This window comes from Nocardioides sp. AN3, from assembly GCF_054653495.1.
The window spans coordinates 128,037-141,526 of record NZ_BAAIGC010000011.1; the positions used below are offsets into that span (position 1 = coordinate 128,037).

The 13,490-nt window shown below is 70.0% G+C and carries 12 protein-coding genes; 9 read left to right on the forward strand and 3 right to left on the reverse strand.

What is annotated here, in order from left to right:
* Positions 1-151 precede the first annotated feature (151 nt).
* The 7 genes from ACYQ1K_RS14325 to pknB are packed head-to-tail and all read left to right on the forward strand — an operon-like array spanning position 152 to position 9,028.
* Positions 152-853 (forward strand): FHA domain-containing protein, encoded by a 702-nt coding sequence (locus ACYQ1K_RS14325; RefSeq protein WP_459983728.1) that lies wholly within the window; start codon positions 152-154, stop codon positions 851-853.
* On the forward strand, positions 853-1,335 hold the full coding sequence (locus tag ACYQ1K_RS14330) for an FHA domain-containing protein FhaB/FipA (RefSeq protein ID WP_459983730.1): 483 nt from the start codon (positions 853-855) through the stop codon (positions 1,333-1,335). The genes ACYQ1K_RS14325 and ACYQ1K_RS14330 overlap by 1 nt, the downstream gene beginning before the upstream one ends.
* Positions 1,332-2,711, forward strand: coding sequence for a PP2C family protein-serine/threonine phosphatase (locus ACYQ1K_RS14335; protein WP_459983732.1), 1,380 nt, complete (start codon positions 1,332-1,334; stop codon positions 2,709-2,711). Before ACYQ1K_RS14330 ends, ACYQ1K_RS14335 begins: the two co-directional genes overlap by 4 nt.
* Complete coding sequence (locus tag ACYQ1K_RS14340) at positions 2,711-4,126, forward strand: FtsW/RodA/SpoVE family cell cycle protein (RefSeq protein WP_459983735.1); 1,416 nt, start codon at positions 2,711-2,713, stop codon at positions 4,124-4,126. Before ACYQ1K_RS14335 ends, ACYQ1K_RS14340 begins: the two co-directional genes overlap by 1 nt.
* Positions 4,123-5,619 (forward strand): peptidoglycan D,D-transpeptidase FtsI family protein, encoded by a 1,497-nt coding sequence (locus tag ACYQ1K_RS14345; RefSeq protein ID WP_459983737.1) that lies wholly within the window; start codon positions 4,123-4,125, stop codon positions 5,617-5,619. The genes ACYQ1K_RS14340 and ACYQ1K_RS14345 overlap by 4 nt, the downstream gene beginning before the upstream one ends.
* Entirely contained in the window at positions 5,616-7,247 is a 1,632-nt protein-coding gene (locus ACYQ1K_RS14350) for a protein kinase domain-containing protein (RefSeq protein ID WP_459983738.1), read from the forward strand. Before ACYQ1K_RS14345 ends, ACYQ1K_RS14350 begins: the two co-directional genes overlap by 4 nt.
* A complete protein-coding gene (pknB, locus tag ACYQ1K_RS14355) occupies positions 7,244-9,028 on the forward strand; it encodes a Stk1 family PASTA domain-containing Ser/Thr kinase (RefSeq protein ID WP_459983739.1) in 1,785 nt (594 codons plus the stop codon). The genes ACYQ1K_RS14350 and pknB overlap by 4 nt, the downstream gene beginning before the upstream one ends.
* 91 nt (positions 9,029-9,119) lie before the next feature.
* Here the strand turns inward: pknB and ACYQ1K_RS14360 are convergent, their stop codons facing one another.
* From ACYQ1K_RS14360 to ACYQ1K_RS14370, 3 genes are all read right to left on the reverse strand, one after another.
* Positions 9,120-9,713 (reverse strand): mobile mystery protein B, encoded by a 594-nt coding sequence (locus ACYQ1K_RS14360; RefSeq protein WP_459983741.1) that lies wholly within the window; start codon positions 9,711-9,713, stop codon positions 9,120-9,122.
* Positions 9,713-10,207: a mobile mystery protein A gene (locus ACYQ1K_RS14365; RefSeq protein ID WP_459983743.1), complete on the reverse strand. Its 495-nt coding sequence runs from the start codon at positions 10,205-10,207 to the stop codon at positions 9,713-9,715. Before ACYQ1K_RS14365 ends, ACYQ1K_RS14360 begins: the two co-directional genes overlap by 1 nt.
* A 158-nt stretch (positions 10,208-10,365) precedes the next feature.
* Positions 10,366-11,238, reverse strand: a complete 873-nt coding sequence (locus ACYQ1K_RS14370; protein WP_459983745.1) for a DUF881 domain-containing protein — start codon at positions 11,236-11,238, stop codon at positions 10,366-10,368.
* A 60-nt stretch (positions 11,239-11,298) separates the two neighbouring features.
* Between ACYQ1K_RS14370 and ACYQ1K_RS14375 the strand changes: the two genes are divergently transcribed.
* Both ACYQ1K_RS14375 and ACYQ1K_RS14380 read left to right on the forward strand, forming a co-directional pair.
* Entirely contained in the window at positions 11,299-11,751 is a 453-nt protein-coding gene (locus tag ACYQ1K_RS14375) for a cell division protein CrgA (RefSeq protein ID WP_459983747.1), read from the forward strand.
* 651 nt (positions 11,752-12,402) lie between these two features.
* Complete coding sequence (locus ACYQ1K_RS14380; RefSeq protein ID WP_459983748.1) at positions 12,403-13,485, forward strand: GH12 family glycosyl hydrolase domain-containing protein; 1,083 nt, start codon at positions 12,403-12,405, stop codon at positions 13,483-13,485.
* Positions 13,486-13,490: the final 5 nt, after the last annotated feature.

A 13,490-nucleotide genomic window follows, 5' to 3' on the forward strand; every position in this document is an offset into this window, starting at 1 on the left:
GCAGTCCGAACGTTATCCCAGGGGCAGGCCGGCGCCCAAACCGGCGGCGCGCATTCACCGTGCCCCTGAACCGCCCCGATACGATCGAGGGGCCCGCCGGCCAGCCTGCGGGCATTGACGCATGCGGACAGGACGAGACCGAGGAGGCGCCGTGAGCGGGCTGCAGAGGTTCGAGCAGCGCCTGGAGTCGATGATCTCCAGCGTCTTCGCTCGGGCGTTCCGCAGCGCGGTGCAGCCGGTCGAGATCGCGGCCGCCCTGCAGCGCGAGTGCGACAACAACGCCCAGGTGCTCTCCCGGCAGCGTCGGCTGGTGCCCAACGACTTCCACGTCGAGCTGAGCCAGCCCGACCTCGACCGGCTCCAGCCGTTCGACACCGCCCTGGTCGACGACCTGACCAACCAGCTGCACGAGTATGCCGAGGAGCAGGGCTACGTCTTCCCCGGCTCGGTCTCGATCGACTTCGAGCAGGCCGACGACCTGACGACGGGCCGCTTCCGCATCCGCAGCGGCGCGAAGGCCGAGGTCAGCGGCAACGCGACCGAGACACGGCTGACCCGCGCAGCGGCGTACGTCGAGGTCAACGGCAGCCGCCACCCGCTGGACGGCGACGTCGTCGTCGGCCGCGGGACGGACGCCGACCTGCGCATCAACGACCCGGGCGTGAGCCGGCGGCACGTCGAGTTCCGCGTCCGCCAGGGGCCGATCCCCCAGATCGAGGTGCACGACCTCGGCTCGACCAACGGCATGCTCGTCAACGGGCAGCGCATGGCCCGGGCGATCGCCGACGACGGCACGGAGGTCCGGATCGGCAACACCACCATGACCGTGCGCGTCGTGGAGGAGCCGGCCTGATGTCCGAGCTGACCCTGTTCCTCATCCGGATCGCCTTCCTGGCCATCCTGTGGATCTTCGTCCTCAGCGCCGTGTCGGTGATCCGGTCCGACATGTTCGGCTCGCCGGTCACCGAGAACGGCCGGGGCGGGGGGAACGGCAACGGCAAGGGCAAGCCGCGCAAGCAGCCGAAGGTCCGCGCCCGCAAGGGCGTGCCGACCCACGTGCTGGTCGTCGAGGGGCGCAACGCCGGCGAGCGGGCCGACCTGGCCCAGGCCCCGGTCCTGATCGGACGGGGCACCGACGCGGCGATCCGGCTCGACGACGACTACGTCTCCACCCGCCATGCCCGCATCGCGGCCAGCGGCGACCAGTGGTTCGTCGAGGACCTCGGGTCGACGAACGGCACCTACATCGGCACCGTGCGGATCAGCCAGCCCACCACGCTCAACCTCGGCACCCAGGTGCGCATCGGGAAGACGATCCTGGAGCTGCGCAAGTGACGCTTCAGCTGCGCTATGCAGCCATCTCCGACGTCGGGCGTGTCCGCAAGGACAACCAGGACAGCGGGTACGCGGGCCCGTGGCTGCTCGTCGTCTGCGACGGCGTCGGCGGGGCCGCGCGGGGCGACCTCGCCTCGAGCACGGCCGTCCAGCAGCTTCGCAACCTCGACGTCATGCCCGACCCGGAGCACACCGGTGAGGAGATGGTCGCCCAGGTCGCCGGCGCGCTCCACCGGGCGCACGACCGGATCGCCGAGCTCGTCGACCACGACCCGACGCTGAGCAGCACCAGCACGACCGCGACGGTCGGACTCTTCGACGGGGAGCAGCTCGCCGTCGGGCACGTCGGCGACAGCCGCGCCTACCTCTTCCGCGACCGTGGCCTGACCCAGCTCACCCACGACCACACGTTCGTCCAGACGCTCATCGACGACGGCCGGATCACCGAGACCGAGGCGCGCGTCCACCCGCACCGCAACCTCATCCTCAAGGCGATCGACGGCCAGCGTGAGGCCGAGCCGGACCTCTTCGTCGTGCCGCTCCAGGCGGGCGACCGTCTGATGCTGTGCAGCGACGGCGTCTGCGGGGTCCTGGACGACGGGCGCATCGCCGACGTGCTGACCGGCGGCAGCCCCGACTACGCCGCCGTCGAGCTGGTCCGCGCAAGCCTCGAGGCCGGCAGCAGCGACAACGTCACCTGCATCGTGGCGGACGTGGTCGAGGCGCGCGAGGGCTCAGAGGACGGGACCGGCGACACCGGCACCGGCGAGGACGGCACCGGCAACGACGGCACGGACGAAGACGGCACGGGCGAAGACGGCGGGGGCAGCACGACGTACGACCCCGAGCCGCAGCTGGTCGGAGCGGCCGCCGAGCTGCGCCGGCGGCGGCTCTTCAAGGGCCACCGCAGCGGCGACACCGGCGAGCTCGAGGCGATCACCGCCGACGGTCCGGGCGACGAGGGTCTGCCGCCCGGCGCCATCGCGGACGACCCGCTCGACCCGGATCTGCATGAGGCGCTGCGCTACGCCCCGCGCGTGCCACGGCGCACGGTGTGGCTGCGCCGCGGTCTCGTCATCGCGATCCTCGTCGGCCTCGCGTGGGTCGCCGCGGCGGCGGCCTGGTCGTGGGGACAACGGCAGTACTTCGTCGGGGTCGAAGGCGACGACGTGACGATCTTCCGGGGTCTCAACACCTCGTTCGCGGGCATCGACCTCTCCTCGCCGTACCTGCGGACCGACCTCCCCGTCGCCGACCTCGCCACCTACGACGCCCGCCAGGTCCAGCAGGGCGTGATGCAGCCGGGCCTCTCCGACGCCCGCCGCTACGTCGACCAGCTCGCCTCCCACGTCGGCACGGCGTCCGGGGGTCAGTGATGTCCGGGTTCGCCGCGGTCCGCGCCGTCCAGCACGCAGCAGTCTTCCGCAGCCGCAGGGGTGCGGAGCTGGTGCTCGTCGTCCTCGCGCTCGCGGTCGGCATCGGCGCGTACGCCGCCGTCGGGCTCGGCGTCGACGGACACGTGCCGCCCGACATCGTCACCTACGGCGGCTGGCTGGTCGCCCTCGTCATCGCCGCGCACGTGACGATCCGCTTCGTGGCGCCGTACGCCGACCCCGTGCTGCTCCCCCTCGTCGCCGCCCTCAACGGCCTCGGCCTCGCCGTGATCCACCGGATCGACCTGGCGAAGGGAGATACGGACTTCGCCGCCAAGCAGCTGTTCTGGATGAGCGTCGGCGTCGGGCTGTTCATCGCCACCCTCGTCTTCCTCTCCGACCACCGCGTGCTGCAGCGCTTCACCTACACGTGCGGGCTCGGCGCGGTCTTCCTGCTGCTCCTCCCGCTCGCCCCTGGTCTGGGCACGCAGATCAACGGCGCGCGCATCTGGATCCACGTCGGCGGCCTCAGCTTCCAGCCGGGCGAGGTCGCCAAGGTGCTGCTGGTCATCAGCTTCGCCGGCTACCTGGTGCTCCACCGCGACGCACTCGCGCTCGCGGGACGCCGCGTGGCCGGCATCGACCTGCCCCGCGGACGCGACCTCGGTCCGATCCTGGCGATGTGGCTGGTCAGCCTCGTGGTGCTGGTCGCCCAGCGCGACCTCGGCTCCGGGCTGCTCTTCTTCGGCCTCTTCATCGTCATGCTCTACGTCGCCACTGAGCGACCCGGCTGGCTCTTCGTGGGCGGTCTGCTCTTCGTGGCGGGGGTCGCGGCGACGTACGTCCTCTCCGCGAACATCGGGTTCCTCGAGCACGTCCGCAACCGGTTCGACATCTGGCTGCACCCGATGGCCTACTACGACCGCAGCCCGGGCAGCTTCCAGCTCGTCGAGGGGCTCTTCGGCATGAGCTGGGGCGGCCTGATCGGCCGTGGGTTCGGCGAGGGCCGCCCGACCCGCATCCCCTATGCCGAGTCCGACTTCATCATGGCCGCCATCGGCGAGGAGCTCGGCCTGGCCGCCGTGATGGCGGTGATCCTGTGCTACGGGCTCATCGTCGAGCGCGGCCTGCGCATCGCGCTCATCTCCCGCGACAGCTTCGGCAAGCTGATGGCGACCGGCCTCGCGGCCCTCGTCGGCCTGCAGGTCTTCACGGTCGTCGGCGGCGTCACCCGGCTCATCCCGCTCACCGGCCTGACGACACCGTTCCTCTCCTACGGCGGGTCGAGCCTCGTGGCCAACTGGGTGATCGTCGCGCTGCTGCTGCGCATCTCCGACCACGCCCGTCGCCCGCTGCCCGATCTCTCGGTCCCCGACGACCAGGACCAGCTCAACACCCAGGTCGTGAAGCTGCCATGAACAAGCCGATCCGCACCATCTCGATCTTCCTCATGCTGCTGTTCGCGGCCCTGATGATCAACGCCACCTACCTGCAGTACTACGCGGCGGGGAAGTACAACGACGACGCCCGCAACCGCCGGGTCGTCGACGCCGAGTTCTCCCGCCAGCGCGGCGCGATCCTCGTCGGTCGCGACCCGGTCGCCGAGAGCGTCAAGTCGAAGGACCTCTACAAGTACCAGCGCACCTACCCCAAGCCGCTCCTCTACGCGGGTGTGACCGGCTACTTCGCCTACGGCGGCGCCGTGACCGGCACGGAGAAGTCGCAGAACGACGTCCTCTCCGGCGACGACTCGCGCCTCTTCGTCAACCGGCTGATCGACCTGCTCGGCGACAAGGGCCCCGTGGGCGGCGATGTCGAGCTGACGATCAACCCGAAGGCGCAGAAGGCGGCATACGACGGCCTCACCTCACTGCCCGGCAAGGTGAAGGGCGCCGTGGTGGCGCTCGAGCCGAGCACGGGCAGGATCCTGGCGATGGTCACCACGCCGACCTTCGACCCCAACAAGGTCGCGACCCACGACTTCGCCGCCAACCAGAAGGCCTACGACAAGCTCAACGCCGACCCCGCCAAGCCGCTGCTCAACCGCGCGGTGCAGATGGCGCTGCCGCCGGGCTCGACGTTCAAGGTCGTGACCGCGAGCGCGGCGATCAGCACGGGCAAGTACAACGCCGACTCCATGGTGCCCGGCGGTCCGACGTACCAGCTCCCGCAGACGCACGGTCCGTCCGGGCAGATCGACAACGAGGGCCGCGACTGCGGCGTCAAGACGGTCAAGTTCACCCAGGCCATGGAGAACTCCTGCAACACCGTCTTCGCCCAGCTCGCCGTCGAGGTCGGCGCCGAGGCGATGCAGAAGCAGGCCGAGGCGTTCGGCTTCAACTCCGACTACAACGGCTGGGACGACCTGCAGGGCACCAACGGCAGGTCGACGCTCACCCCCTCCCACTTCCCCACGAACATGAACCCGCCGCAGACCGGGCAGAGCGGCATCGGGCAGTACGAGGTGCGGGCCACCCCCCTGCAGATGGCCATGGTGGTGTCGGGGATCGCCAACCGCGGCACGGTCATGAAGCCCTACCTCGTCAACCAGGTCCAGTCGGCCGACTCCGACACGATCTCGGCGACGGAGCCCGAGAAGCTCTCCCAGGCCGTCACCCCCGAGACGGCCAAGGAGGTCACCAAGCTGCTCGTGGCCACGGTCAACGAGGGCACCGCCTCCCCCGCCGCGATCACCGGCATCCAGGTCGCCGGCAAGACCGGCACCGCGCAGAGCGGCCAGCCGAACGTGTCGCCGTACGCCTGGTTCGTCTCCTTCGCCCCCGCCGAGAACGCCAAGGTCGCCGTCGCCGTCATGATCGAGAGCGCCGACATCCCCCGTGACGACGTCGCGGGCGGCAAGTGGGGCGGCCCCATCGCCAAGCAGGTCATGGAGGCGGTGTTGAACCCGTGACCCCCCAGCAGGACGGCGGCGCGCCGAACGGCGGGGGCGCGCCGAACGGCGGGGGCGCGACGTACGCCGATGACGCCGGCCGCTACGAGCTCTCCAGCCGCATCGCCGTCGGCGGGATGGGCGAGGTCTGGCGCGGCCGTGACACCATGCTCGGCCGCGAGGTGGCCATCAAGCTCCTGCGGCCGGAATACGCCGGCGACCCCGTCTTCCGCTCCCGCTTCGAAGGCGAGGCGCGGCACGCGGCGGGGCTCCAGCACCCGGGGATCGCGGCCGTCTACGACGTCGGCGAGCAGCTCACCCAGTCCGGCGACGTCCGGCCCTTCCTCGTGATGGAGCTCGTCGACGGCCGGCCGCTCTCCTCCCTCATCCGCCCCGGCACCGCGATGGACCCGGCCGTCGTGCGTGACCTGATCGCCCAGACGGCCGACGCCCTCGCCGCGGCTCACGCAGCCGGCATCGTGCATCGCGACATCAAGCCGGCCAACCTGCTGGTCACCGCCGACCGCCGGGTCAAGATCACCGACTTCGGCATCGCCCGGGCCCTGTCCTCGGCCGCGCTGACCGGCACCGGCGCCGTGATGGGCACGCCTCAGTATCTCTCCCCCGAGCAGGCCCGCGGCGAGGTCGCCTCGCCTGCCTCGGACGTCTACGGGCTCGGCGTCGTCGCCTACGAGTGCCTGGCCGGCCGGCGACCGTTCGAGAAGGAGACCGCCGTCGCCACGGCGCTCGCCCACCTCAACGACCCCGTGCCGCCGCTCCCCGACAGCGTCCCCGCGGACCTCGCCGCGGTCGTCATGCGCGCGCTCGCCAAGCGGCCCGCCGAGCGGTTCCCCGACGCCGGTGCCTTCGCCGTCGCTCTCCGCGGCGCCGGCGGCGCCGGCGGTCCGGCGGAGGCGCCGACCGAGGTCGTGGCGCCCGTGCCGATCCTGCCGATGGACGCGACTCAGGTGATCGGTCTCGATACGCCCTCGCCCAGCGGCTCGGGCTACTCGACCAGCGAAGTCCCCGCTGCCGCTGGTCGAGGAGGGAGCGCCAGCGACCGTATCGAGACCCCCGCCGACGAACGCCGCGTCAACCCCTGGGTCATCGCGCTGGTGACGGGACTCATCCTGGCGATCGTGGTGGTCGCCTGGCTCCTCCTGCGCGGCAACGCCGACGAGGCACCGCCGACGCAGCCGACCACGCCGACGCCGACCGCGACGACTCAGACCCGCTCGAGCACGCCGGCGACGAGCGCCGCCCCGCAGACGATCACCCTGGACGAGTCGCAATATGTCGGCCGGGAGGTCGACGCGGTCCTCGCCGACCTGCGCCAGCTCGGCCTCGACCCGCGGGCCAAGAGGATCGACAACCCGGGCGAGGAGAAGGCCGGCACCGTCGCGGCCCTGTCGCCGACCACGGGCCTTCAGCAGGGTGACCGGGTCGAGGTCGCCTACTACGGCGAGGCCCCACCGTCACCGACGCCGACCCAGCAGACGCCGACCCAGCAGCCGACGTCGAGCAGCCCGCCGACGACGCAGCCGACGACGCCCCCCGCGACCACGCCTCAGAGCGTCGAGACCAGCAGCACGGCCCCCACCGCGGCGGCCACCCAGAGCTCCGCAGCCCGGAAGGACATGCCCCGATGACGAACGCAGACCCGACAGTGGTCGGCGGCCGCTACGAGCTGGGTGAGCTCCTCGGTCGTGGCGGCATGGCGGAGGTGCGCAAGGGCACCGACACCCGGCTGGGCCGGGTCGTTGCCGTGAAGCGCCTGCGCACCGACCTCGCCAGCGACGCCACCTTCCAGGCGCGGTTCCGCCGCGAGGCGCAGTCGTCGGCCTCGCTGAACCACCCGGCGATCGTCGCCGTCTACGACACCGGCGAGGAGATCACCGAGGACGGCGTCGCGCAGCCCTACATCGTGATGGAGTACGTCGCCGGCCGCACGCTGCGCGACATCCTCCGCGAAGGCCGCAAGATCCTGCCCGAGCGGGCCCTCGAGATCACCTCCGGCGTCCTGTCCGCGCTGGACTACAGCCACCGGGCCGGGATCATCCACCGCGACATCAAGCCCGGGAACGTCATGCTGACGCCGTCCGGCGACGTCAAGGTCATGGACTTCGGCATCGCCAGGGCCATCAGCGACGCCCAGTCCACGATGACCCAGACCGCGGCCGTCGTCGGGACCGCGCAGTATCTCTCCCCCGAACAGGCCCGCGGGGAGACCGTCGACTCCCGATCGGACGTCTACAGCGCCGGCTGTCTGCTCTACGAGCTCCTCACCGGCCGGCCGCCGTTCGTCGGCGACTCGCCGGTGGCCGTGGCCTACCAGCACGTCCGGGAGCAGGCGCAGCCGCCGAGCGACCACGACACCGACCTCCCGCCCGAGGTCGACGCGATCGTCATGAAGTCGCTGGCCAAGCGCGTGGAGGACCGCTACCAGTCGGCGGCGGCGATGCGCAGCGACATCGAGCGCTACCTGGACGGCCGGCCGATCTCGGTCATCGCCTCGTCGGCTCCCCCGCCGACGCCCCCCGCTGGCCCCCCGACCGCTGTGGTCGCGCCCGTCCCCGCGACGGGTCCGGTCCCCTTCGTCGATGAGGAGGAGGAGTACGACGACCGCCGCTCCCGAACCGGTCTGCTGATCATCCTCGGTCTTGTGGTGGTCGCTCTGATCACCGCCGCGGTGCTGCTCTGGCCCAAGCTCTTCCCGAATGCGCCCGACCAGGTGCAGGTCCCGCAGCTCGTGAACCTCACCGAGGCGCAGGCACGCGCGGCGATCGGCGACGCCGGGCTGACCGTCACCAACGTCGAGTTCGACAACAGCGACACGGTCCCCGCCGGCAGCGTCCTCAGCCAGCAACCGCAGGCCAACTCCTACGTCGACCCCGGCTCCGGCGTCCAGATCACGCTGTCCTCCGGCAAGCCGCAGATCGCCGTGCCCAACGTGGTCGGCATGCAGCTGAGGGACGCGAAGGCCGCGCTCGACGCCGCCGGCCTCCAGTCCAAGGCGGAGGTGCGCCAGTCCGACGAGCAGAAGAACAAGGTGCTCGAGTCCAACCCGGCGCCCGGCCTCAAGGTCGACTCCGGCCAAGTTGTCACGCTCTACTACTCCGACGGTCCCGAGCAGGTCCCCGACGTGCGTGGCAAGACCCAGGCTCAGGCCGAGCAGATCCTGCGCACGGCCGGCTTCGACCCCGAGGCACGGCCGGAGTCCAACACGACTCAGCCGAAGGGCACCGTCGTCGACCAGTTCCCCCAGGCCGGCGGGACGCTGAAGCAGGGCGAGAAGGTCCTGATCTTCGTGTCGACGTACGAGCCTGCGCCCCCGTCCACGACCCCCGCGACGCCGTGCATCACCCCGACGCCCGGCATCCCCCCGCAGCCGACCGACCCGCCGATCTGCCCGGTCACGCCGGGTCAGTGACCCGCCGAGCGCGCCCGCTCGGACTCGTCAGTGCAGCGGGCGCGCGTAGGTCAGGTCACGGGGGCCGGCGTACGCCGGTGCGGTGTATCGGTCAGGACCTGACGAATGCGTACAAGTCTCCGAACTCGCCGACGTCGGCGGCTTGAAGCGCCCGGACGTACCGACGACGCACGTCGCTGACAGGTGCTAGGTCGTCTCTGCCCCACGTGAAAGGGGATGCGCCGAGCACAGTCAACAGAAGGTCGGTGAACTCTCGCGAGTGCCTGCCGTTTCCGTTGGGGAAGGGGTGGATCTGGACAAGACGATGGTGGAAGCGTGCAGACGCCTCGTCAACCGTCATGGTCGACCCCTCACCGAACCAGTACACCGCGTCATCGACGAGGTTGCGCACCGCCACGGAGACTTGCCAGAACTCGACCCCGATATTCAGGTCCTCGGTGCGGTAGCGGCCAGCCCACTTCCACACGTCACCAAACAGGTCGCGGTGCAAATCACGGACCGCCCGATCGTCGAGGAGCGTCTCAAGGGTGAGCTTTCGTCGCTGCCACTTCGTGACCCCGGCCAAGATGTTGTCCGCCTCTGCCTCATTCAGCTCCCCGCGAGAAGCGATCCATGACAACTTCAAGCCCTCGCGTTGCGCCTCCGTCAGCGGTGTGGCGTCCTCCGGGTCGTTGCCCCAGTCCATCAGCCCTGCCGCGGCCGACCCGAGCGGTCCGAATGCCAGAGGCCGGGCGTAGCAAGGTAGTGATGGGTGAGCAGGTCCAGCCGCTCAGCGAGATGCGCTCGGTCGACACCCTGGTCTTCAAGCGCCATCGTGTGCTCGACGCGTCCCAAGCGCTCCCGGGCGAGGTCGCGGGCGCGGTCCATCACGGTGTCCTCGAGACTTCGACGCGGAACGAGGGCATAGACCAAGTCGCACCCGAGGGCATCCGCGACCCGTCTCATCGTCTCGAGCTGGATACGGTCGGCGCGCTCGGATTGCTCAATCCGCGTGACCGTGGACTGGGTCACGTTCAATCGCTCAGCCAGATCACCAGCGGTCATGCCGAGCGCCTCGCGGATTGCGCGGATCCAGCCGCCATGGGGCCGAGCCCCGCCAGACGGAAGATCGCGCCATCCAGCCAACCGTCGATCGAGTGCTGCGCGTCCACGCGCACGGATGGTCACTTGGCCAGCCATGTCCCTCTCCTATGCACCGCGGCGCATGCCCACGAGGCATTCCCATGCTCCAGGATACATCATTCCGGCGCTTTACATGCATCAGAGTGCATCCTTAGGGTGAAGAGCAATGCGCTGAGGTGCATGGCACCTCTGAGCGCGCCCCACTCGGACTCGCGTCAGTGCAGCGGGCGCGCGTAGGTCAGGTCGCGGAGGCCGGCGTACGCCGGTGCGGTGATTCGCGGGCGCGCCGCCATGCTCCAGCCGATGGCGATGTTGGGGTCGGCGGCCTGCTGCCGATAGGTGGTGACGTAGGAGTCGCTGTCGATCGACCCCATCAGGTCGGCGACGTTGCCGACCGCCTCGATGACGAACGGCTGGGGATACGGCACGCCCTGAAGCTGGATGGTGCTGCCCGAGCACTTGATGCCGGTCGTGCTGACCACGCGCTGGCCTTGGATGGTCACGGCCGTGGCCCCGCCGCGCCAGAGCGCGTTGACGACGGCCTGGACATCCTGCTGGTGGACGACGAGGAGGTTGGCGGCGCTCTCCCCCACCTTCACGATCTTGTCCTGCGGAGCATCGGAGAGCGTGATGCGCACGCCAGGGCCGGTGTGCGCCACCAGGCCCGCCGGGTCCTTGAGGTCGTCGAGCTCGGTCTTGTAGCGCTGGACCGCCGTGTCGTCGACCTGCTGGCTGAGCCGGCCGACCTCCTTGTCGGTCTGGGAGACCTGGTCCTGGAGCCGCTGGTAGCGATGGGCCTCGCTGCCGGTCAGGGTGGCCAGGTCCGTGTAGCGGCCCGGCCGCAGGTCGGTCCCCTGGCTGTTGTGGGCGCTGACCACGAAGAGGCCGCCGCAGACGAGGACGACGAGCGGCGTCCCGAGACGCCACGCCGAGAACCGCGGCGAGCGCCGCCCGGACGTGTGGCCGGCGGAGTGCTCCGGCTTGTGGCCTCCCGCGTGCGGGGCGTTGGCCAGGTGCTCCTCGTGACCCGCGTGCCCTGTGGAACGCGTCTGCGCGTGCCCCGGGGCTTTGTGCGGGTGGTCGGCCACGACGACTAGGCTACGGCCGACGCAAGCACCACACTTCATCCCACGACCAGGAGCTGTCCTGTGCCCAAGCTGAAGCCCTCGCGGGACTTCCTCGACCCGACGCGGGGCCCGGTCTTCACGCCTCGCTTCATCGTGTCCCTCGTGCTGATGATCGTCGGCATCGCGTGGATCGCGTTCTACTACATCGCGGTCCGGCCGGGCGACAACGGCAAGGCGGGCAGCCCGTCGTTCATGGCGGACTGGGGCCACTGGAACTACCTGATCGGCTTCGGGCTCTTCTTCCTCGGGCTGCTCCTCGCGGCGCACCCGTCCACACCGCTCGGTCGCGGCCGCGGCGTGGTCGTCGGGATGCTCGGCTGCTTCCTGCTGGGGCTGGCGTGGATCTGCGTCTTCTACATATTCTCCGACAACCTGTCCCCGATCCCCGTCATGAACGACCTGGGCCAGAAGAACCTGCTCGTCGGCATCGGGTTCATGGCGGTCGGTTTCGCCTACGCGACCAGGTGGGAGTGATCGGCTCTTCCACAGGCTCGAGCACAGTTTCAGGGCGTCGCACCGGGGAAACCGGGGCGGCGCTCAGTGCATTTCAAGGGGTGCATTTCAGGGCGCACCGGAGCCAGATCCCGGGGCCGGTTTCTTCACATCTTGGGATAACTCTGTGGACGAATCACATCATTGTGATTCGTCCACAGGTGCTTCCACAGGTGTGGATTTCGGGCCTGGTCGCGGCCCTCGTCAGGGCCGCGTGCGTCAAAGTTCAGCAGCCGACGCCGGTTCGGCCAAGCAAGCGTCGATCGGCACCACCAGAATTGGGTATGCGTCTCCGGAAGCCCGTCGAGGCGCGCAACTGGGTCCATTCAGGTGGCCGTCGAGGCTGAATAGCCGGTCGCCGCTGGGCTGTTCGCCGAGGTGGGCAGGCGAGTCGCCACTGCCCGTGGCGGGAGCTCCGGCAAGGACGTGCGCACTTGTCTGCACCGGAGGTGGAGGCGCCCCCGCTCACGTGACCCTTCTCACAGAACCGGCGGTCGATTCCTCTGAGCCCAGTCACGTCAACTAGCGTGCCGGAGGCTCCGGACTAGACCAGTTGGGAGCCCATGGGTCGGCGTCGTACCGGGGGGAGCGTCGTGCGGCTTTGTCCATCCCCCACCCAGGAGATCTTCTCTGATGCCCAAGACCGCCGTCCGCGGCCTTGCCCTGCTCGCGCTCGCCCTTGCGCTGGTAGCAGGCCTGGCCGTCACCCTGAACTCCACGAGCTCAGCCTCCGCGGCGCCGTCGTGCAACAAGAAGCACCGTGCGGCCTGCACCACACCGACGCCTACACCGACGCCGACGCCGACGCCGACGACCGGGTCCACGACCACGGCGAGCCCGACGCCCACGCCGACCCCCACCACGACGCCGACTACGGCGATCCCGACGCCTACGCCGACCCCCACCACCACGGCGCCGGCACCGACGCCGACGACCACCACAGCGACCCCCACCCCCGCGCCGACCACGACGACCACGGCACCGGCCACGTCGACCTGCACATCGCCGGTCTGGACGACCTCCCAGGCTGGATACAAGGGCTTCAACGACCCTGCCGCTGTCAATGGCGTCGGCGTCGGCAACTACGGCCAGTACATGGTCGACAACAACCTGTGGAACGCCGCCGGCTACAACGTCTCGCAGACGCTGCGCGCGTGCGACTTCAACTCCTGGAACGTGACGACCACCGCCGACAACTCGACCGGTGACGGAGCCGTCAAGACCTACCCGAACGTCCACGTCGACTACATCGACTGGGGCACGAACAAGATGCCGCCGCTCACCAACTACTCGGCGCTCGACATGCGGTTCGCCCACCGCGCGCCGACCACGGGCGGCATCTGGGAGTTCGCGTTCGACATCTGGCTGAACGGCGTCGGCAACGGCACTGCCAACGAGCTGATGATCTGGACCGACAACCACGGGCAGACACCGTGGCAGACGAAGGTCGCCACTGTGACGCTCGACGGGATCACGTGGGATCTGTGGAAGGCCAACCAGGGGCACTACCTCGCCCTGGTGCCCGCCAACGGTCGCGTGCTGACCTCGGGCACGCTCGATCTGATCCCGATCACTAACTGGCTGACCGCCAACGGCCACCTTCCGGCCGGGTCGACGCTCGGTGCGGTGGACTACGGCGTCGAGGTCGTGAGCACGAACGGCCAGCCGGCCCGCTTCGACTTCACCGACTTCAAGCTCACCGAGACACGTCGCTGAGCAAC